The 20,176-nt window shown below is 60.8% G+C and carries 16 protein-coding genes; 11 read left to right on the top strand and 5 right to left on the bottom strand.

All coding sequences use genetic code 11. The features are described 5' to 3' along the window. Positions 1 to 1,085 precede the first annotated feature (1,085 nt). Positions 1,086 to 2,153 (top strand): WD40/YVTN/BNR-like repeat-containing protein, encoded by a 1,068-nt coding sequence (locus tag AACY49_RS20915; RefSeq protein ID WP_258696058.1) that lies wholly within the window; start codon positions 1,086 to 1,088, stop codon positions 2,151 to 2,153. Positions 2,154 to 2,181: 28 nt separating this feature from the next. Next, positions 2,182 to 4,566, top strand: a complete 2,385-nt coding sequence (locus AACY49_RS20910; RefSeq protein WP_320390811.1) for an efflux RND transporter permease subunit — start codon at positions 2,182 to 2,184, stop codon at positions 4,564 to 4,566. A 175-nt stretch (positions 4,567 to 4,741) separates the two neighbouring features. Here AACY49_RS20910 and AACY49_RS20905 read toward each other — a convergent pair whose 3' ends face one another. Together AACY49_RS20905 and AACY49_RS20900 are read right to left on the bottom strand one after the other, a co-directional pair. Beyond that, positions 4,742 to 5,461: a FadR/GntR family transcriptional regulator gene (locus AACY49_RS20905; protein ID WP_258696056.1), complete on the bottom strand. Its 720-nt coding sequence runs from the start codon at positions 5,459 to 5,461 to the stop codon at positions 4,742 to 4,744. Between the two features lie 208 nt (positions 5,462 to 5,669). Then, the gene (locus AACY49_RS20900) at positions 5,670 to 7,406 is read right to left on the bottom strand and encodes an IlvD/Edd family dehydratase (RefSeq protein ID WP_339526136.1); all 1,737 of its coding nucleotides are present in this window, start codon (positions 7,404 to 7,406) and stop codon (positions 5,670 to 5,672) included. Between the two features lie 193 nt (positions 7,407 to 7,599). Between AACY49_RS20900 and AACY49_RS20895 the strand changes: the two genes are divergently transcribed. The 9 genes from AACY49_RS20895 to AACY49_RS20855 all read left to right on the top strand — a co-directional run bounded on the left by AACY49_RS20895 (position 7,600) and on the right by AACY49_RS20855 (position 14,567). Further along, positions 7,600 to 8,922: an MFS transporter gene (locus AACY49_RS20895; protein ID WP_339526134.1), complete on the top strand. Its 1,323-nt coding sequence runs from the start codon at positions 7,600 to 7,602 to the stop codon at positions 8,920 to 8,922. 175 nt (positions 8,923 to 9,097) lie between these two features. After that, complete coding sequence (gene araD1 / locus AACY49_RS20890; protein WP_339526132.1) at positions 9,098 to 10,090, top strand: AraD1 family protein; 993 nt, start codon at positions 9,098 to 9,100, stop codon at positions 10,088 to 10,090. 10 nt (positions 10,091 to 10,100) lie between these two features. After that, positions 10,101 to 11,681, top strand: coding sequence for an aldehyde dehydrogenase (NADP(+)) (locus AACY49_RS20885; protein WP_339526130.1), 1,581 nt, complete (start codon positions 10,101 to 10,103; stop codon positions 11,679 to 11,681). A 174-nt stretch (positions 11,682 to 11,855) separates the two neighbouring features. Continuing rightward, positions 11,856 to 12,155: a DUF5629 family protein gene (locus AACY49_RS20880; protein WP_339526128.1), complete on the top strand. Its 300-nt coding sequence runs from the start codon at positions 11,856 to 11,858 to the stop codon at positions 12,153 to 12,155. Next, positions 12,148 to 13,317 carry a lactonase family protein gene (locus AACY49_RS20875; RefSeq protein ID WP_339526141.1) on the top strand — a complete coding sequence of 390 codons (1,170 nt, stop codon included), beginning with the start codon at positions 12,148 to 12,150 and terminating at the stop codon, positions 13,315 to 13,317. Before AACY49_RS20880 ends, AACY49_RS20875 begins: the two co-directional genes overlap by 8 nt. Before the next feature lie 155 nt (positions 13,318 to 13,472). Further along, positions 13,473 to 13,652: a hypothetical protein gene (locus AACY49_RS20870; protein ID WP_019650041.1), complete on the top strand. Its 180-nt coding sequence runs from the start codon at positions 13,473 to 13,475 to the stop codon at positions 13,650 to 13,652. A 207-nt stretch (positions 13,653 to 13,859) separates the two neighbouring features. Further along, the gene (locus AACY49_RS20865) at positions 13,860 to 13,985 is read left to right on the top strand and encodes a hypothetical protein (RefSeq protein WP_258696050.1); all 126 of its coding nucleotides are present in this window, start codon (positions 13,860 to 13,862) and stop codon (positions 13,983 to 13,985) included. Positions 13,986 to 14,100: 115 nt separating this feature from the next. Beyond that, entirely contained in the window at positions 14,101 to 14,313 is a 213-nt protein-coding gene (locus AACY49_RS20860; protein ID WP_339526123.1) for a hypothetical protein, read from the top strand. Next, positions 14,310 to 14,567, top strand: a complete 258-nt coding sequence (locus AACY49_RS20855; protein WP_258696048.1) for a hypothetical protein — start codon at positions 14,310 to 14,312, stop codon at positions 14,565 to 14,567. The genes AACY49_RS20860 and AACY49_RS20855 overlap by 4 nt, the downstream gene beginning before the upstream one ends. Before the next feature lie 63 nt (positions 14,568 to 14,630). Here AACY49_RS20855 and AACY49_RS20850 read toward each other — a convergent pair whose 3' ends face one another. Genes AACY49_RS20850 through AACY49_RS20840 form a run of 3 tightly spaced genes read right to left on the bottom strand, consistent with a single transcriptional unit; the run spans position 14,631 to position 20,112 of the window. Further along, positions 14,631 to 15,233: a glutathione S-transferase gene (locus AACY49_RS20850; protein WP_258696047.1), complete on the bottom strand. Its 603-nt coding sequence runs from the start codon at positions 15,231 to 15,233 to the stop codon at positions 14,631 to 14,633. Beyond that, entirely contained in the window at positions 15,230 to 18,871 is a 3,642-nt protein-coding gene (locus AACY49_RS20845; RefSeq protein ID WP_339526120.1) for an AAA family ATPase, read from the bottom strand. The genes AACY49_RS20850 and AACY49_RS20845 overlap by 4 nt, the downstream gene beginning before the upstream one ends. Continuing rightward, positions 18,868 to 20,112: an exonuclease SbcCD subunit D C-terminal domain-containing protein gene (locus AACY49_RS20840; protein WP_339526118.1), complete on the bottom strand. Its 1,245-nt coding sequence runs from the start codon at positions 20,110 to 20,112 to the stop codon at positions 18,868 to 18,870. Before AACY49_RS20840 ends, AACY49_RS20845 begins: the two co-directional genes overlap by 4 nt. Between the last annotated feature and the right edge of the window lie 64 nt (positions 20,113 to 20,176).

Genomic DNA, 20,176 nt, shown 5'->3' with positions numbered 1-20,176 from the left:
CACGTAACTGGAAGCTGGCAGATGCGGTGTATTTAAACCCAGAGCGCCCTGAAATTAAGGACGCAACGGGCTAACAACTGGAGGACCAAGGCGACAGGTACCTTGACACGTACCGAACGCCCCAAAAGTAACCAAAAGGTCTTGCCCCACCATTCGGTGCCTCGCCCAGGCTCGGCATGCCCTCACTCCGGCATTGCTCCGGGGGCCCGCCGCCATCGGCCATCCATGGCCGGGGGCGGCTACCGCGGCATCCTTGCCGCGGTGCCCCCTGCACAATACCTGCGTTCGGCCTCTGGGAAAGGGGCAGACAGATCAAGATCAAAAGCCAAAGCAACAGCAACAGCAACAGCAACAGCAACAGCAAGATCAACAGCTTCGCGAGCAGGCTCGCTCCCACAGTTGGACTGGGTACATCCGGGGGAAGATTGGTCGGTTGACAGGCCGCCATCGCAGCGATGCGGCGACCCGACAAGCCAGCTCCCACAAAAAATCAGAGCACATCCGCTCTGCTTTTCACCACTCAACAGGTCGAGCGTTAGCTCGCCTGCAGCTTTTGATCTTGACGCACCGCCCCCTCGAGAGGCTTCGTTCCGGTTCTGCGCAGTGGGCAACCCGGCATGGATGCCGGGTTAGCCGCCCCCGGCCATGGATGGCCGATGGCGGCGGGCCCACGGAGCAGGACCGGAGCGAGGGCATGCCGAGCCCGGGCGAGGCACCGAACGAAAGGGGCAAGAGCCCTTTGGTTACTTTGGGGCTTTTCCAAAGTGACTCGCTGTAAGAGCGAAACCGCCAGCCGCCGTTACCGCAGCAACGGATATGCACCCAAACCCCAAACCCCAAACCCCAATCACCCCTCCGAATACCTCCTCATTCACCCACAACCCATATCCCCTCCAGTTAACAAAACATAACGTGGCGTCGATTGTCAGACCTTTCCAAACCCCGATAGGATAAGCCAGCTTCCGAAGGGGCGCTCTGGATTGCGGGTTTCAGGACTATGCTTCTGAATAGGGCAATCCCGGCGAGCACCCCTTACGGCGCCCTGAAAGGTTGAACGACCTAACAATAATAATGGGGGAAGGTCTATGAGTGAGCCTGTCATGGGTGTGAGTATTTGCCGCCCGCTGGCGTTACGCAGGTTCGCGTTGCTGGCTACAGCGCTCTCGCTGTTGAGCTGTGCCGTACTTTCGGCGCCTGTGTTGGCCGCCGCCGCACCAGCCTCCGACGTGGTTTATTCCGTTGAATCCGCCAAGGCCAGCAAAGGCCTGATGCTCGATGTCGTGCACGCCGGCAAACGCCTGGTGGTGGTCGGCGATCGCGGGCACATTCTGTATTCCGACGACCAGGGCGCGACCTGGACCCAGGCCAAGGTGCCGACCCGGCAACTGCTGACGGCAGTATTTTTTGTCGATGACAAACACGGCTGGGCCGTCGGCCATGACGCGCAGATCCTCGCCAGCGAAGATGGCGGCATCACCTGGACCAAACAATTCGAAGACCTGAAACGCGAATCGCCGCTGCTCGACGTCTGGTTCAAGGACGTCAACAGCGGCTTTGCCGTGGGCGCTTACGGTGCGTTGCTGGAAACCACCGACGGCGGTAAAAACTGGGAAGACGTCAGCGACCGCCTCGACAACGAAGACCAGTACCACCTCAACGCCATTGCGGCGGTCAAGGATTCCGGCATTTTCATCGTTGGCGAGCAGGGCAGCATGTTCCGCTCCAGCGATGAAGGGCAGACCTGGGAAAAGCTTGAAGGCCCGTACGAAGGTTCGCTGTTCGGCGTGATCGGCACCGCGCAACCGGCCACGTTGCTGGCCTACGGGTTGCGGGGCAATCTCTACCGCTCCACGGATTTCGGCAGCACCTGGGAGCAGGTCGAGCTCAAGGCTGCACGGGGCGCGCTGGAGTTCGGCCTGTCCGGCGCCACGCTGCTCGACGACGGCTCCATCGTGATTGTCGGCAACGGCGGCAGCATCATTCGCAGCAGCGACGACGGCGAAACCTTCAGCGTGTTCAACCGCCCGGATCGCATCTCCGTCTCGGCGGTCACGGCGGCGGGCAACGGTAATCTGATTCTGGCAGGCCAGGGCGGCGTTCGCGTCACTTCGCCAACGGGCGCAGAGAATGGAAAAAACGGGTCGTCCAAATGAGCCGGGCAAATAATAAGAAGGCGGGTCTATGACATCCTTAAGCACTCCTCATCAGGACAAGGCGACGTTTCTTGAACGCCTGATCTTCAACAACCGCCCGGCGGTGATCGTCATCTGCCTGCTGGTCAGTGTTTTCCTGTTCTGGCAGGCGACGTTGATCCGGCCGTCCACCAGTTTCGAAAAAATGATCCCGCTCGAGCATCCGTTCATTGAAAAAATGATGGAGCACCGCAACGATCTGGCGAACCTGGGCAATACGGTACGGATTTCCGTGGAAGCCACTGATGGTGACATCTTCTCCAGGGAGTACATGGAGACCCTGCGCCAGATCAACGACGAGGTGTTCTACATCTCCGGCGTCGACCGTTCCGGCCTCAAGTCGCTGTGGAGTCCGAGCGTGCGCTGGACCGAGGTGACGGAGGAGGGCTTCGCCGGTGGTGAAGTGATCCCCCAGAGCTATAGCGGCTCCCAGCAAAGCCTCGACCTGCTGCGCAATAACGTGCTCAAGTCCGGGCAAGTCGGGCGGCTGGTGGCCAACGACTTCAAGTCGAGCATCGTCGACATCCCGCTGCTGGAGTCCTACCCGGACCCGCAGGACCAGGGCAAGTTGCTGGCACTGGATTACCGCAAGTTTTCTCACGAACTTGAAGACAAGATTCGCAACAAGTTCGAAGCCCAGAACCCCAACGTGAAGATCCACATTGTCGGGTTCGCCAAGAAGGTCGGCGACCTGATCGATGGGCTGGTCATGGTGGTGATGTTCTTCGGCGTCGCTTTCGTCATTACCCTGATTTTGCTGTACTGGTTCACCAACTGCATGCGCAGTACCGTGGCGGTGTTGAGTACGACGTTGGTAGCGGTGGTCTGGCAGCTCGGCCTGATGCACTTCTTCGGCTTCGGGCTCGACCCGTACTCGATGCTGGTGCCGTTTCTGATTTTCGCCATCGGGATTTCCCACGGCGTGCAGAAAATCAACGGTATCGCCTTGCAGTCCAGCGAGGCGGAAAACGCGCTGACGGCAGCACGCCGCACATTCCGCCAGCTGTTCCTGCCGGGGATGATCGCGATCCTCGCGGATGCGGTGGGCTTTATCACGCTGCTGATCATCGACATCGGGGTGATTCGCGAACTGGCCATCGGCGCGTCGATCGGCGTGGCGGTGATCGTGTTCACCAACCTGATCCTGCTGCCGGTAGCCATTTCCTACGTCGGTATCAGCAAACGCGCCGTCGAGCGCAGCAAGAAAGACGCGCACCGCGAGCATCCGTTCTGGCGCCTGCTGTCGAACTTTGCCAGCCCGAAAGTCGCACCGATCTCCATTGCCCTGGCGCTGATCGCCTTCGGTGGAGGCCTCTGGTACAGCCAGAACCTGAAAATCGGCGACCTCGACCAGGGCGCGCCGGAACTGCGTCCGGACTCGCGTTACAACAAGGACAACAGCTTCATCATCAACAACTACTCCACCAGTTCCGACGTGCTGGTGGTGATGGTCAAGACCAAGTCTGAAGGTTGCTCGCGCTATGAGGCCATGGCACCGATCGACGAGCTGATGTGGAAGATGCAGAACACCGAAGGCGTGCAGTCAGCGATCTCGCTGGTGACCGTGTCCAAGCAGATGATCAAGGGCATGAACGAGGGCAACCTGAAATGGGAAACCCTGTCGCGCAACCCGGACGTGCTGAACAACTCCATCGCCCGTGCCGATGGCTTGTACAACAACAATTGCTCCCTGGCGCCGGTGCTGGTGTTCCTCAATGACCACAAGGCCGAAACCCTGGACCGCGTTGTGCATTCGGTGCAGGACTTCGCCAAGGAGAACAACAAGGAAGGCCTGGAATTCATCCTCGCCGCCGGTAACGCCGGGATCGAAGCGGCCACCAACGAGGTGATCAAACGCTCCGAGCTGACCATTCTGGTGCTGGTGTACATCTGTGTCGCAACCATGTGCATGATCACCTTCCGTTCCTGGGCGGCGACCTTGTGCATCGTGCTGCCGCTGGTACTGACCTCGGTCCTTGGCAACGCGTTGATGGCGTTCATGGGCATCGGGGTGAAAGTCGCGACCCTGCCGGTGGTGGCACTGGGCGTGGGGATTGGCGTGGACTACGGGATCTACATCTACAGCCGTCTGGAAAGCTTCCTGCGTGCTGGCCTGCCGCTGCAAGAGGCGTACTACCAGACGCTGAAGTCCACCGGTAAAGCCGTGCTGTTCACCGGTCTGTGCCTGGCGATCGGCGTGTGTACCTGGATCTTCTCGGCCATCAAATTCCAGGCCGACATGGGCCTGATGCTGACCTTCATGCTGCTCTGGAACATGTTCGGCGCGTTGTGGCTGCTGCCAGCGCTGGCGCGGTTCCTGATCAAACCAGAGAAACTGGCGGGGCAGAAGGGCAACTCGCTGTTCGCTCACTGACCGGTCGCTGAAACAACAAAGCCGCAACCAAGGTTGCGGCTTTTTTTCATCTCAAACTTCACATCAGTCCCTGTGGGAGCGGGCTTGCCCGCGATTGCGGCGGATCATTCAGCATCTATATCGACTGACACTCCGTAATCGCGGGCAAGCCCGCTCCCACAAGGTTCAGTGGTGGTTATGAGGGATCGGTGCCGAGCACCACATTCAGTGCACTGCGCGCATCGTCGAGTTGCACCAGCGTCGCATGCCGCGCGCCCAGCGCATCACGATTCTCGATGGCGGTCAGGATCGCCTTGTGCCGCGGCAACGCCAGTTCGTGCAGATTCGGCCGTTGGTTGGAGTGCTTCAAGGCTTCGGCAATCGCCACCGACAACATGTTGCACAGGTTTGCCAGCAAGTCGTTGTGGGTCGCGTCGGCGATTCGGCTGTGGAAATCCAGGTCTGGTTGCAGCAAGGCTTCGGGTGTCGGCGCCGCTTCCATGCGTTGGTAGGCTTCACCGATGGAGGCGATGTCTTCCTCGGTGGCGAACTGCGCGGCCAACGCGGCGACGGCCGGTTCGATGATGCTGCGCACGCTGGTCAACAGATCAAAGAATTCATTTTGCGGGCTGCTTTGCATCAGCCAGTGCAGCACGTCCGGGTCAAGCATGTGCCATTCCTTACGCTGCTTGACCACCGTGCCGACCCGCGGACGGGAATACACCAGGCCCTTGGCGACCAGCACTCGGGTGGCTTCGCGCAGGACTGGCCGGCTGACCGCGTATTCCTCGCACAACAGGGCTTCGGCGGGCAGTTTGTCATCCGGCTTGAAACGTCCCGAGACGATCTGCATGCCCAGTTCCTGGACGATGCGCGAGTGCATGCTTTTGCGGTCGGAGGGTTTGCGGTAATCCATGGGGAACGGCGCGATCCTGTGCGATGGAGGTGCTGCGCATGATAGCAGGCGCGGCGAGGACGGTCGCCAGAGCAAGCACGGTCCTGAGTCAGATGAAGATCAATATGTGGGAGCGGGCTTGCCCGCTATGGGGCCATCACGTTTAACATTGATGGCGACTGATCCACCGCTATCGCGGGCAAGCCCGCTCCCACAGGGGTTGTGGTGATTAGTGAGAGTGACGCGGTACTTCGGATCCTCGGCACCCCACGAGGAAGTCGAAGTCGCAGCCCTGATCCGCCTGCAACACATGGTCGATGTACAGCTGGCGATAGCCGCCCACCAGCAACTGTTGCGGCGGTTGCAGGTCGGCCATGCGCGCCGCGAGTTCGGCATCGGGGATGTCCAGGTGCAGACGGCCGCTGGCACAGTCGAGTTCGATCCAGTCACCTTCCTTCACCGCCGCCAAAGGCCCGCCGGCGGCGGCTTCCGGTGCCACATGCAAGACCACCGTGCCGTAGGCGGTGCCGCTCATACGTGCATCGGAGATCCGCACCATATCGGACACGCCCTGGGCCAGCAGCTTGGCCGGCAACCCCATGTTGCCGACTTCGGCCATGCCCGGATAACCCTTGGGGCCGCAGTTCTTCATCACCAGAATCGAGTTGGCATCCACGTCCAGCTCCGGATCGTTGATCCGCGCCTTGTACATGTCGAAGTTCTCGAACACCACTGCACGGCCACGGTGTTGCATCAATTCGGCACTCGCGGCGGAGGGCTTGAGCACCGCACCCAGTGGCGCCAGGTTGCCGCGCAACACACAGATGCCGCCGTCGGCGCGGATCGGGTTGTCGAGGGTGCGGATTACTTCGTCCTGGCCGTAAATCGGCGCGTCCCTGGTGTTCTCGCTGATGGTTTTGCCGTTGACGGTGAGGGCGTTCGGGTTCGGAATCAGGTTGGCTTCGCCGAGGCGACGCAGCACCGCGGGCAAGCCGCCGGCGTAGTAGAACTCTTCCATCAGGAAGCGCCCGGACGGTTGCAGATCGACGATGGTCGGCATGCCACGACCGATGCGGGTCCAGTCATCCAGGTCCAGCTCGACACCGATGCGCCCGGCGATGGCTTTCAGGTGGATCACCGCGTTGGTCGAACCGCCGATGGCAGCGTTCACCCGGATGGCGTTTTCGAAGGCTTCCTTGGTGAGGATTTTCGACAGTTTCAAATCTTCGCGAACCATCTCCACCGCGCGCATGCCGGACATGTGAGCGAGTACATAACGGCGCGCATCGACCGCCGGAATCGCCGCGTTGTGGGGCAGGGAAGTGCCGAGTGCTTCGGCCATGCAGGCCATGGTCGAGGCCGTGCCCATGGTGTTGCAGGTGCCGGCCGAGCGCGACATTCCGCCTTCGGCCGCAAGGAAATCATCGAGGGTGATGGTGCCGGCCTTGACCTGTTCGCTGAGCTGCCAGACCACCGTGCCCGAGCCGATGTCCTGGCCCTTGTGTTTGCCGTTGAGCATCGGCCCACCGGTGACGACGATCGCCGGCACGTCGCAGCTGGCCGCGCCCATCAGCAGCGCCGGGGTGGTTTTGTCGCAGCCGGTGAGCAGCACCACGCCATCGATCGGGTTACCGCGAATGGCTTCCTCGACGTCCATGCTCGCCAGGTTGCGGGTGAGCATGGCGGTGGGGCGCAGGTTCGATTCGCCGTTGGAGAACACCGGGAATTCCACCGGGAAGCCGCCCGCTTCGATCACTCCGCGTTTGACGTGCTCCGCAATCTGGCGGAAATGCGCGTTGCACGGGGTCAGTTCCGACCAGGTGTTGCAGATGCCGATGATCGGCTTGCCGTGGAACTGGTGGTCGGCGATGCCCTGATTCTTCATCCAGCTGCGGTACATGAAGCCGTTCTTGTCGGCAGTGCCAAACCATTGGGCGGAGCGCAGGGTGGGTTTCTTATCAGACATGATCGGCTCTCTTATTGTATGACTATATTGTTCTAGCTATGGCGTAACATAAGCGCTATTCCGGGTGTTTGGAAGTGTTGTTGGTTAAATAGTATTACTATATAGTTGATTTCAACGGAGGGATGGCCCTGGTGGTATTCCGTGAGAGGCGTCCCCCGAGGTTCTATAACAACAACAATCGGAGACCGAACTCATGAGCCAGGAACTGCGGCTTATCCGTCGCATCACGCTGAAACTGATTCCCTTCCTGATCCTGCTGTACCTGATCGCCTATGTGGATCGCTCCGCCGTAGGGTTCGCCAAGCTGCACATGGGCGCTGACATCGGCCTGGGCGACGCGGCTTATGGGCTCGGTGCCGGGCTGTTCTTCATTGGCTACTTCCTGCTGGAAATCCCCAGCAACCTGATGCTCGACCGCTTCGGCGCTAGGCGCTGGTTCGCGCGGATCATGCTCACCTGGGGCGCCATCACCATCGGCATGGCGTTCGTCCAGGGACCGAACAGCTTCTATGTGATGCGCTTTCTGCTCGGCGCGGCCGAAGCCGGGTTCTTTCCGGGCGTTCTGTACTACATCACTCAATGGTTCCCGATTCGTCATCGCGGCAAGATTCTCGGGCTGTTCATCCTTTCCCAGCCTATCGCGATGATGATCACCGGCCCGGTGTCCGGCGGCTTGCTCGGCATGGACGGCATGCTTGGGCTGCACGGTTGGCAGTGGCTGTTCATCGTCATCGGTACGCCAGCGATCTTGCTGACCTGGCCGGTGCTGCGTTACTTGCCGGACGGCCCGCAACAGGTGAAATGGATGGACCAGACGGAGAAGGACTGGCTCACCGGCGAGCTGAAAAAGGACCTGGAGGAATACGGTCAGACCCGTCACGGCAATCCGCTGCATGCGCTGAAGGACAAACGGGTGTTGCTGCTGGCACTGTTCTATCTGCCGGTGACCCTGAGCATCTACGGCCTGGGTCTGTGGTTGCCGACGTTGATCAAGCAGTTCGGTGGTACGGACCTGGTGACCGGGTTCGTGTCGTCGGTGCCTTACATCTTCGGGATCATCGGTTTGCTGATCATTCCGCGCAGTTCCGATCGTTTGAATGATCGCTACGGCCATCTGGCGGTGTTGTATGTGTTGGGCGCTATCGGTCTGTTTCTCAGCGCCTGGCTGTCGGTGCCGGTGCTGCAATTGGCGGCGCTGTGCCTGGTGGCGTTCGCGCTGTTTTCCTGCACGGCGGTGTTCTGGACCTTGCCGGGGCGCTTCTTCGCCGGCGCCAGTGCGGCGGCGGGGATCGCGTTGATCAACTCGGTGGGCAACCTCGGCGGCTACATCGGCCCGTTCGTGATCGGTGCGCTGAAGGAATACACCGGCGATCTGGCTTCGGGGTTGTACTTCCTGTCCTGCGTGATGGTGTTCGGCCTGGTCTTGACCGGCGTGGTTTATCGGCTGCTGGAGCGTAAGCATGTGCTGCCGGCCGATGAATTTGCGGCCAGTGCGCGTGGGGCCACCCGCACCTGACACGAAATAAGCGCTCACCACCGACCCTGTGGGAGCGGCGGTGCGACGATTCGACTTGCCCGCGATTGCAATCTGCCTGGCACATCAATGGTGAATGTGCCGCCGTCATCGCGGGCAAGCCCGCTCCCACAGGGTCCTGCGTTGTTTTGAAGTTTTGCGTTAACTGGAGAAAATCATGCGTTTAGTTCAGTTCGAATTGAGTAACGGCGAACGCCGCGTCGGTGTGGTCGAGGACGGCCTGGTCCGCGAAGTGCAGAGTGCGCGCTCGGTGCGGGATCTGGCGCTGGCGGCGATCGAGGCGGGTGTCAATCTTGGGCAACAGGTTAAAACCCTGGGCCTGGGCATCAGTCACGACTATTCAGCGCTGCTGGCCAATCTGCAAATCCTGCCGCCGCTGGATCACCCGGACCCGGCGCACATGCTGGTCAGCGGCACCGGTCTGACTCATCTGGGCAGCGCTTCGGCCCGGGACAAAATGCATCAACAGGTCGGCGACGAAGCCGCCATGACCGACACCATGCGCATCTTCAAGTGGGGCGTGGAGGGCGGCAAACCGGCGGCAGGGCAGGCCGGTGTGCAACCGGAGTGGTTCTACAAGGGCGATGGCAGCATCGTCGTGCGACCGGGTAAACCGTTCCCGCTGCCGCCGTTCGCTGAAGACGCTGGTGAAGAACCTGAACTCAGCGGCCTCTATGTCATCGGCCACGACGGCAAACCGTATCGCCTCGGTTTCGCCGTGGGCAACGAGTTTTCCGATCACGTGATGGAGCGCAAGAATTACCTTTACCTGGCCCATTCGAAACTGCGCAGTTGCAGCTATGGCCCGGAACTTCGGGTCGGTGAATTGCCTCGGCATCTGGCAGGCACCAGCCGCATCCTGCGCGCCGGCGAGGTGCTGTGGCAGAACGAGTTCCTCAGCGGCGAAGCGAACATGTGTCACAGCCTGGCAAACCTTGAGTATCACCATTTCAAGTACAGCCAGTTCCTGCGCCCCGGCGACGTGCACATTCACTTCTTCGGCACCGCGACCCTGTCCTTCGCCGACGGCATTCGCACCCAACCGGGTGATGTGTTCGAGATCAGCCAGGCCGAGTTCGGCGCGCCGTTGATCAACGGCATTGCGCCCGTTGAAGCGGCGTTCGAGCCCGGCACCGTTGGCACACTTTAAGGAGACACCCATGACCCGGATTCTTGGTCACAACTACATTGGCGGTCAGCGCAGCGCTACCGGCACCGTCAAACTCCAGAGCGTCGACGCCAGCACTGGCGAGGCTTTGCCCCACGATTTTTATCAGGCCACCCTTGATGAGGTCGACGCCGCCGCGAAGGCTGCCGCTGCTGCGTACCCGGCCTATCGCAGCCTGAGCGCTGAGCGCCGCGCGCAGTTTCTGGATGCGATTGCCGATGAGCTGGACGCCCTGGGCGATGAGTTCGTGGCGGTGGTCTGCCGCGAAACGGCGTTGCCGGCGGCACGGATTCAAGGTGAGCGTGGTCGCACCAGCGGCCAGATGCGTTTGTTCGCCAAGGTGCTGCGGCGCGGTGATTTCTATGGGGCGCGGATCGATCGGGCGCTGCCTGAGCGCAAGCCATTGCCGCGTCCGGACCTGCGTCAGTACCGCATTGGCCTGGGGCCGGTTGCGGTGTTTGGTGCGAGTAACTTTCCGTTGGCGTTTTCCACGGCTGGGGGTGACACCGCTTCAGCCTTGGCCGCCGGCTGCCCGGTGGTGTTCAAGGCTCACAGTGGCCACATGGCAACTGCTGAATGGGTGGCTGACGCCGTGATCCGCGCCGCCGAGAAAACCGCCATGCCGGCCGGTGTGTTCAACATGATCTTCGGCGGCGGGGTGGGTGAAGCGCTGGTCAAGCACCCGGTGATTCAAGCCGTCGGTTTTACCGGTTCGCTGAAGGGGGGCCGGGCGCTGTGCGACATGGCTGCGGCACGTGCGCAGCCGATTCCGGTGTTCGCCGAGATGTCGAGCATCAACCCGGTGATCGTGTTGCCGCAGGCGCTGGAAACTCGTGCTGAAAGCGTCGCCCGTGACCTCACGGCTTCGGTGGTCCAGGGGTGTGGTCAGTTCTGTACTAATCCAGGGTTGGTGATCGGCATTCGTTCGCCGCAGTTCAGCGCGTTCGTGCAACAGGTGGCCGGGCTGATCGGCGATCAGCCGGCGCAAACCATGCTCAACGCCGGCACATTGAGCAGCTATGGCAAAGGCCTGCAGAAGCTTCTTGCACATCCGAACATCGAGCACTTGGCCGGCGGCCCACAACAAGGCAGTCAAGCCCAGCCGCAACTGTTCAAGGCGGAAGTGAGCCTGTTGCTCGATGGCGATGAAGTGCTGCAAGAGGAAGTATTCGGCCCGACCACGGTGTTCGTCGAAGTGGCGGATCAGGCGCAACTCAGTGCCGCGTTGAATGGCCTGCACGGACAGCTGACGGCAACCGTTATCGGTGAGCCGGCGGACTTCGAACGCTTTGGTGAGCTGACGGCATTGCTGGAACAGAAGGTCGGACGGATCCTGCTCAACGGCTATCCGACCGGTGTGGAAGTTTGCGATTCGATGGTGCATGGCGGGCCGTACCCCGCGACTTCCGATGCGCGCGGCACCTCGGTGGGCACCCTGGCCATCGACCGTTTCCTGCGCCCGGTGTGCTTCCAGAATTACCCCGACAGCCTGCTGCCGGAAGCGTTGAAGAATGGCAATCCGCTGCGCATCCAGCGCCTGGTCGATGGCAAGCCGTCCCGCGATGCTCTCTAACGGTGAGCGTAAACCCTGTGGGAGCGGGCTTGCCCGCGATAGCGATCTGGCAGTCACTGCGATGTTGGCTGTACTGCCGCCATCGCGGGCAAGCCCGCTCCCACAGGGACCAGTGGAACGATCCTTTAGTGCATGAGCTATCATTGCGGCTTTCCCATTCAAAGATTGACTGCCATGACTGCCGTAACCAACACCTTGATCGAAGCCCTTGAACACTGCGACATGTTGGAGATCGACGGGCTGCACGCCTTCGAATTTTCCCTCGATGAAGACGATAACCTGCACATCGAATGCATGGACGGTCGGGCGCTCAAGCGCTGGGAGTTCAGCGTGGCGCAGATCGCGGCGGCGACTTTCGATCCTGGCTTGAAGAGCTGGATCATCACCGGTGATTCCGGCGAGCACCGGCTGGTGCCCATGGAAGCGTTCGGCGGTGGTGACGACGACGAGGACGAAGCGAATGAGGATGCGTAACTTCTGGCCACTGTTGATCGCCGGCAGCGTTGGCGCGATGGGCGTGCAAGCAGCGCCGGTCGACAGCTACGAGTTGCTGGTGGGGTCGTACACCGCCGGCCAGAGCCAGGGGATTTATCGCCTGAACTTCGACAGCCGCACCGGGCAGATCGACGCCAAACCCCTGCAAGTGGTGAAGAGCGCCAACCCATCCTGGCTGACCGTGTCCAAGGATCAACAGCGCCTGTTCGCGGTCAACGAAAACGGCCCCGGTCAGGCCGATCCGGTAGGGCGTGTCAGCAGCTATGCGATCGACCCCAAGACCCATGAGCTGAGCCTGATCAATCAGGTGCAAACCCTGGGCAACGAGCCGACGCATTCGAGCGTCAGTGGTGATGCCAGCCATTTGTTTGTCAGCAACTACTCGGTGGCTGAAGACCCGGGTGGCACCCTGGCGGTGTTACCGGTGGGCGCCGATGGCACGCTCAAACCGGTGGTGCAGATGAGCAGTCACCCGTCCAGCCGGGTCAACCCCGAGCGGCAGATGTCGGCGCACGTGCATTCGGTGGTTTCTTCGCCGGATGGCCACTACGTGTTTTCCAATGACCTGGGGGCGGACAAGATCTTCGTCTATCGCTTCGACCCCAAGGCCAATCCGGAGCTGCCGCTGACCGCCGCCAAACCTGCATCCGTCCAGTTGCCACCCGGCAGCGGGCCGCGACACTTGCTGTTCAGCGCCGATGGCAAACACGCCTGGCTGACCATGGAAATGAGTGCGCAGGTGGCGGTGTTCGACTATAAGGACGGCAAACTCGAGCAAACGCAGTTGGTCGATCTGGCGGCGGGTCTGCCGACATCGGGCAAGGCTGCGGCTGCGCTTCACGCCTCGGTCGATGGCAAGTTCCTGTACGTCAGCAACCGTGGCACCGCCAATCAGTTGCTGGTGTTCGCCATCGACCCGGCCACCGGCCACCTCAAGGAGCTTCAACGCCGCTCGGTGGACGGTGATCACCCGCGCGAGTTCAGCCTCGACCCCAGTGGCAAGTTCGTGCTGATTGCCAACCAGAAGAGCAACCAGATTGTCGTCGTCGAGCGCGATGCCAAGACCGGTCTGTTGGGCAAAACCGTGCAGAAACTGCCGATGGATGCCCCCAGCGATCTCAAGTTTCTGCTGCGCCAATAGGCCGCAGGCCCCGGTTGATGGGGCCTGCAACCTTCTATTAATGAGACTGATATCGGCTAATGCTACAAAGCATTTCAAGGCGCCGACCCTCGGGAGTTAAGTTTGCTTCACGGCCCAACCGGGCAAGCAAACCAACTGAATCGAGGAATACCGCCATGAACTTCAATCTCTTCTCTGTCATCGCCGCTTCCGCTATCTCCGCGACCGTTGCGCTGCCCGCCAGTGCCAACGTTGAAATCAGCGACAAAAAATCCCACACCCAAAGCTACACCCAGAAATACCTGCAACAGAGCGCCAACTTCTACGCCGCGCTGGATCACAAAACCCAACACTGAAATGTCAGCCCTGCACCTTTTATGCAGGAGCGAAGTCACTTGCCGATCGACCTGTAAGGCGTCGAAAAGCCCCGAAGTGATGTCGCTCCTGCATAACGTGTTTACGACAGCATCATATTGCTATCAATGTATTGCTTGATATCACATGGCCATGAGTTTAAATTTGACGCTGATTTTTTGACTCCTTCCCCAATAAGGATCGACAGCATGGCGATGCGTCTGGCAGTGGTTCTCCTGTTTCTCTATTCCACCCCGATTCTGTCGGCTGCCGAGCCCGTTTCCAACGAGCCTGAGGCGGCCCGCGAGCGCTTGATGAGCTTTATCGAGGACTGAAACACGCTGGGTTCATGATCAATAAAACTGATAGCTACTATGCATAAAGGTCGCTAGTTATCTTCTGTTTTTTGATCGATTCTGTGGGCACTGAAACATGCCCACGGAGAACACCATGGCCAGCGCAATTCTCACTTCTGCCAAACACGGCGCGTACCTGGCCATTGGTCTTTACTTGGCCATGGTGTTGCTCGTCAGCCTTTCCACCCAATTGCAACACAGCCTTCAAGCACCGATTCAGGTCGCTTATCCCGGTATCCAGTTCGAACACCGCGCTCAAAACGCGGTGGTTGATGACGCCGACGTGGCGGGAGTGGCAGGGGCATGAAAGGACGCGGACTCTGGGTCATCGCCTTCCTGGCGTTCATGACCAATGGCGCTTCGTTGTTGGGGATCGGGCAGGGCTCGGCGGGGTCGGTGGCACGCGCCATCGAATGCAACCACAACATCGCCCACAACATCCAGACTGCCAAGGCCCTGGAGCTGCTGGCGGGTAATCCGCCGAGCAAATCCAATAGCGAATTCTTCGGGCCATTCCAGGTGGATTGCTCGGCGTTGGGGATGTGCTCGGTATTGGCCTGAATCCCCAGCATATGAGGTCAATTGTGGTGAGGGGGCAAGCCCCCTCGCCACAATGGAATGCTCTTACTTTTGTTTTGCCATCACGCCGGTAAACAACTCTGACTCCAGAAACCGCTGCAACCACGCCTGCAATCGCACATAAGGCGTCTGCCCAAACCACTCGCGATCCACATGGGCGAATTGCCGCACGAATGGCATCACCGCGATATCCGCCAGGCTGGGGTGCCCGGCCAGCAGGTAGTCGCGTCCCTCCAGCAATTCATCCAGTTTGCGCAAGAACACCTCGCCCTCGGCGCGATAAAACGCCATCGGCTGCTCGGGATAGCGTTCGGCGTACTTGTAGCGATTCAGGTGCACCTTGAACACTTGATCGTTCTCTTCGATCAGTGCGGCGCTGCGTTGCTGTCCTTGCGGATCATCCTTGAGCAACCAGTCCTGCGGATCGTTCTGCGCCAGCGCCCAGCGCATGATTTCCAGGCTCTCATCGATCACCCGCCCATCCACACTCAACACCGGCACTGTGCCTTTGCTCGACAGCGCGAGCATTTCGGCAGGTTTGGCCTTGAGGCTGACCTCGACGATATTCACCTCAACCCCTGAATAGCGCAGGGCCATGCGTGCGCGCATGGCATAAGGGCAACGGCGGAACGAATACAGCGTATTCATTTCACCTCCAGCGTACTCAGGCCGTTGCCTTGGCGGTGGACCTGAATCTGCACCGGAATCCGTTCATGCATTTCCTGCACATGGGAAATCACCGCGACCTTGCGCCCTTGCGCCTGCAAGCCGTCGAGGGCGTCCATGGCCAATTGCAGGGATTCCGGATCGAGGCTGCCGAAGCCTTCGTCGATGAACAGCGATTCGATTTTCAGCGTGCTCGACGCCATCGACGCCAACCCGAGCGCCAGGGCTAGTGACACCAGGAACGTTTCGCCGCCGGACAGCGAATGCACCGAGCGCAGTTCGTCGCCCATCTCGGTGTCCATCACCAATAATCCGAGCATGCTACCGCCACGTTTCAGGCGATAGCGCCGCACCAGTTGCCGCAACTGAACGTTGGCGTGATGCACCAGCAGGTCGAGGTTGTAGGCCTGGGCGATTTTGCGGAAGGTGTCGCCGGTGGCCGAACCGATCAGCGCATTCAAACGTGCCCAGCGCTGGTACTCGGCGTAGGCATTGGCGATCTGCTGCGCCAACGCCTGATTGGCGTTCTGCCGACGCTGATCCTCGGCTTGTTCGGCGCGCAATTCGGCGCAGCGGTGTTCGCTGGCGGCGAACAGGCTTTGCAGCTCGGCAAGCGCCGTGGCCAGTTGTTCGGCGTGCAGATTGCCGTTGTGCTGCGCCTGATGATCGAGCAAGCGCTGGTCCCGCTCCTGCAACAGCACCTTGGCTTGCTCGATGGCTTTCTCGCTTTGCTGCAACTGCTGGCGTAGTTCGCTGACCTGTTGATCATCGACGCTCAATAGATCTTCCAGTCCGCCGTCGTCCAGCTCTGGATGCTGCGCGCGCCAGTCGGCGATCTTGCCGCTCAACTCGCGGTCTTCGGTTTCCAGGGCCTGCGCACGTTCCTGCTGTGCCTTGAGCTCGGCGGCCAGCTGCACCAACCCCGTGCGCACGGTTTGCAGTTCCTGGTTGGCCGTCGCTTCGGCACTACGCGCCTGCTCGACGGCCTGATCCAGTTGCTGCTGCCACTGTTCGGCGCTGGCGTGTTCGCCCAGCAGCTGAGTCAGTTTTTCCTGGCAAGCCTGTTGCTGTCCGGCCAGCGCGGTGAACTGCTGTTGTGCGGTGTCCAGTTGCTGGGTGCGGGTCTGCTGTTGGTACTGTTCTTTGTCCAGCGTCTGCTGGCGTTGTTGCTGTTCACCGAGTTCATCGCGCTGCTGGTCGAGTTGTTCCAGGCGCTGGGCGATCTGCCGGTCGAGCTGCATGAAGGTCGCGGCGGGTTCGTTGCGCAACGCTTCGAGCGTCTCGGCTGGCAGCAGGGTGCTGAACGCCGTCAGTTCTTCGTCCAGGCGTTGGCAATCGCTGCTCAACTCGCGTTGCTGGTTGAGCAGGTGTTGTGTCGCCTGTTGGTTCGCGGCTTCGGCGCTGCGCAGTTGCTGCGCCAGGCGCGCGGCATCCTGTTGCAGGGTGAGCAGGGCGGTTTGCCGGTGTTCGTCTTGCGTGATGCTCTGGTTCAACTGACTGCTTTGTTGGGTCAGCCAGGCATCGCGTTTGCTTGCGTCCTGGGCCAGCAGTTGAGCGGACAGCGGGTGTGCTTCGAGGCTCGGTGTCAGGCCTTGTTGCTGAGTCGCGAGCTGTTCTTGCTGCTGTTTAAGCTCTTTCAGTTGAGCGATTATTCCGCTGTATTGTGCTCGCAGATCGATGACTTTTTCATTGAGTAGATCGACGGCTTTTTTGGCGTTCGCCTGCTCGTTTTCATCGTGACGACCCAAGCTTTGCAGTAGTGCTTCTGGCTGGTGGTAAGGGTGCTCGGCACTGCCACATACAGGGCAGGGCTGATCGTCCTGCAGTTGTTCGCGCAATTGTTCAACGCTTTCGCTGCGCGCAAGTCGCTGACGCTCCAGCAGTTCGCGGGTGACGGTCAGGGTCTGTTCGGCAACTGCCAATTCAGCCTTTGCTTCGCCACCTTCGCGGGTTAAGCGATCTCGTTCTTGCAGCGCTACCTGTTGCCGCTGTTGCAGCTCGGCGCCACGCTTGTCCAGTTCCTGCTGGCTGGCCCACAGTCGCGTCAGCTCTTCAAAAGCCCGCAATTGCTTGCGGTTGTCCTGAAGCAAACTGCCGAGAATCTGAATCTGCTCGGCCACTGCCTCGGGCTCGGCGCCGGCCTCTTTGTACAGCACCTCTAAGCTCTGGCGTTGTGTGGCCAGTTCCTCGGCAGCGCGGGCGGCGCTTTGCTCCAGAGCGGCCAGTTCGGCCTGACCCTTGTTCAGGCGATTGCCGATCAGCATCAGTTGTTGCAGACGATCGCGGTAGGCGCTCCAGGCATCGCTCAGCGGCGCCAGATGAGCACTTTGCTCAAGCTCCCCGGCAATCCGCTGCAACCGTTCGGCGACCTGTTTCTGCTGGTCGAGCAAACCCTGAATCGTGCCCTGACCCTGAGTGCAGGCCTGTTCCGCCTGCTGCTTGAGGTCGGCGCTGAGGGTGGCATCCTTGACCAGACGGGCGAGGGTGCTTTGCTCTTCGAAGGCCTGACGCAGCAGTGGCGCGCTGGCGGTGTGTTGGCTTTGCGCTTGGGTCAGCGCCGTTTGGGCGGTGCTCAGGCTCTGTTCGAGTTGAGTCTGTCGTTCGGTCAGCCCGGTTTGCTGTTGCGTGTGCTGCTGAATCTGCGCCGCCAGCGGTGTGAGCTGGGCGGTGAGTTCGGTCCTGCGTGCGAATTGATGCCGTTGTGGGGCCAATTGTTCCAGGCGGGTCAGCTTCAAGCGCTCGCCGGCCAGATTGTTCCAATCTTGTTGGGCGCAGTGCAGTTGCTCGGTGGCGCTCTGTTGCACGTCCTGCAACCGGCTCAGTTCCTTGAGCCAGGTGTGTTGCAACTCCAGCTGTTTGAGCTGTGCCTGCTGGACCTTGAGTTGCTGCTGGGCATCGTTGAAACGCTCATCAAGCTCGGCCCGAGCTTCGGGGGAAAGCGGCGTGACCCCGGTGGCCTGATCCTGCAACAGCTTATGGGCTTCGCGAGCTTCTTTGGTCTTGTCGAAGGCGCGGCGACCGAGGCGGGTGTACAGCGCCGTGTCGGTGAGCTTTTCCAGCAGCTCGCTGCGGTCGTTGTCGTCCGCCTTGAGGAAGGCGCTGAACTCACTCTGGGCCAGCAACACGGCGCGGGTGAACTGTTCGAAGTTCAGGCCCAGCGCGGCTTCGAGCTGAGCTTTGTATTCGCCTTTCTGGCTGGCCAGCAGTTGATCCTGATCGATGTCGCGCAGGCTCTGACGACTGGCTTGCAGTTTGCCGCCGGCCTTTTCCCGAGCGCGATTGGCCTCCCAGCGAGCGCGATAGCGGCGACCGTCGATGCCGACGAAATCCACTTCGGCATAGCCTTCACCGGTGCCACGACGCAGCAAGGTGCGCGGGTCGCCGGTGCCGATTTCGCCATCGGCGTCGGGGACCTTGGCATCGCGACCGGTGTTGTTCAGGCGCGGCACGGCGCCAAACAGCGCCAGGCACAGCGCGTCGAGCAGGGTGCTTTTACCGGCGCCAGTGGGCCCGGTAATCGCAAACAAGCCTGCACTGGCCAAGGGCTCGGCGGTGAAGTCGATCTCAAACGGCCCGGCCAGGGAGGCGAGGTTTTTCAGGCGGATCGCGAGGATTTTCATGGCTGCTCGCTCTCCATCTGCACGTCCTGCAACAGCTCGGCGAAGTCCTTGAGCGTTTGCTCGTCGACCTCGCTGCCGTAGCTGTCCTGCCAGGCACGACTGAACAGTTCCTGGGGCGTGAGCTGATCCAGTTCGATCAAAGTGGCGCCGTCATCGACGCCCTCACGGCTGCCGTTGCCGGCGTATTCGGCGGCAATCCGCACCAGCCGCACGGCCTTGCCCTGCAGGGCCGTTTCCACTTGGTGGCGCAGGTCCGGCTGCGGTTCGTCGAGACGCACCCGCACTTCCAGCCACGGCTGGCGCTGGATATCGGCCAGCAGGTCGATGTCGGGCAGGTCGGCCAGTTGCAGCAGGACCTCCGCCAATGGCGCGGGGCCGAGGCGTTGCAAATGGACGGAACGCGGAATCAGACGTGGTTCGACGCTGACCAATGTTTCGCCATCGAGTTGAATGTCGAGGATCTGATGCTGGTAATTGATCTCGGAGAATGACAACGGAATCGGCGAGCCGCTGTAGCGGATGCGTTCTTCGCCGTTGACCTTCTGCGGTTTGTGCAAATGCCCCAGGGCTACGTAGCTGATACTCGGTCCGAACAGGCCGGCGGGCAGGGCTTCGGCATTACCGATGATCAGGCTGCGCTCTGAGTCTTCCGACACCGAGCCGCCGGCCATGTGCGCGTGGCTGATGGCGACCAACGCCTGGCCCGGTTTGCGCTTGGCGTTGGCCGCTTCGATCAGCCATTCGTGAACCTGACCGATGCCGCGCAAGTAGTTATCGCCCAAATGCGCGCCGGTCACTTCGGCGGGGCGCAGGAACGGCAGGGCCAGGCACCAGGCAACGATTTCGCCGCTGGCATCAGGCAACGGCAGCAACAGGCGTTCGGCATCCAGTTGACCGTCATCGAGCCACAGCACGCGACCGAGGGCGTGGGTGCGCAAGCGCCGCATCAACGGCGCGGGCAGTTCGATTCGTGAGCCGGAGTCGTGGTTGCCGGCGATCATCACGATGGTCAGCAAAGGCTGCTGTTCGTGGGCGCTGACGATGAAGTCGTAGAGGCGTTCCTGGGCTTTGACCGGCGGGTTGACCGTGTCGAAGATATCGCCGGCGATCAGCAGCACATCGGGCTGATCCAGCTTCAGTTGCCGCAGCAGCCAGTCGAGAAAGCAGGCGTGCTCGAAATCGCGCTCCTGGCCGTGGAGGTTCTGCCCAAGGTGCCAGTCGGAGGTGTGAAACAGACGCAAGGCGTACTCCGCAACAAAATAAGGTGATGGCCGCGAGGAAAATGATGGCGGCTAAAGAGGGGAG

The sequence above is a fragment of the Pseudomonas sp. EL_65y_Pfl2_R96 genome (genome assembly GCF_963970905.1).
Classification (GTDB): Bacteria; Pseudomonadota; Gammaproteobacteria; order Pseudomonadales; family Pseudomonadaceae; genus Aquipseudomonas.
Note: the sequence above shows the minus strand (reverse complement) of the source record. Positions and strands in the feature narration are given on the sequence as shown.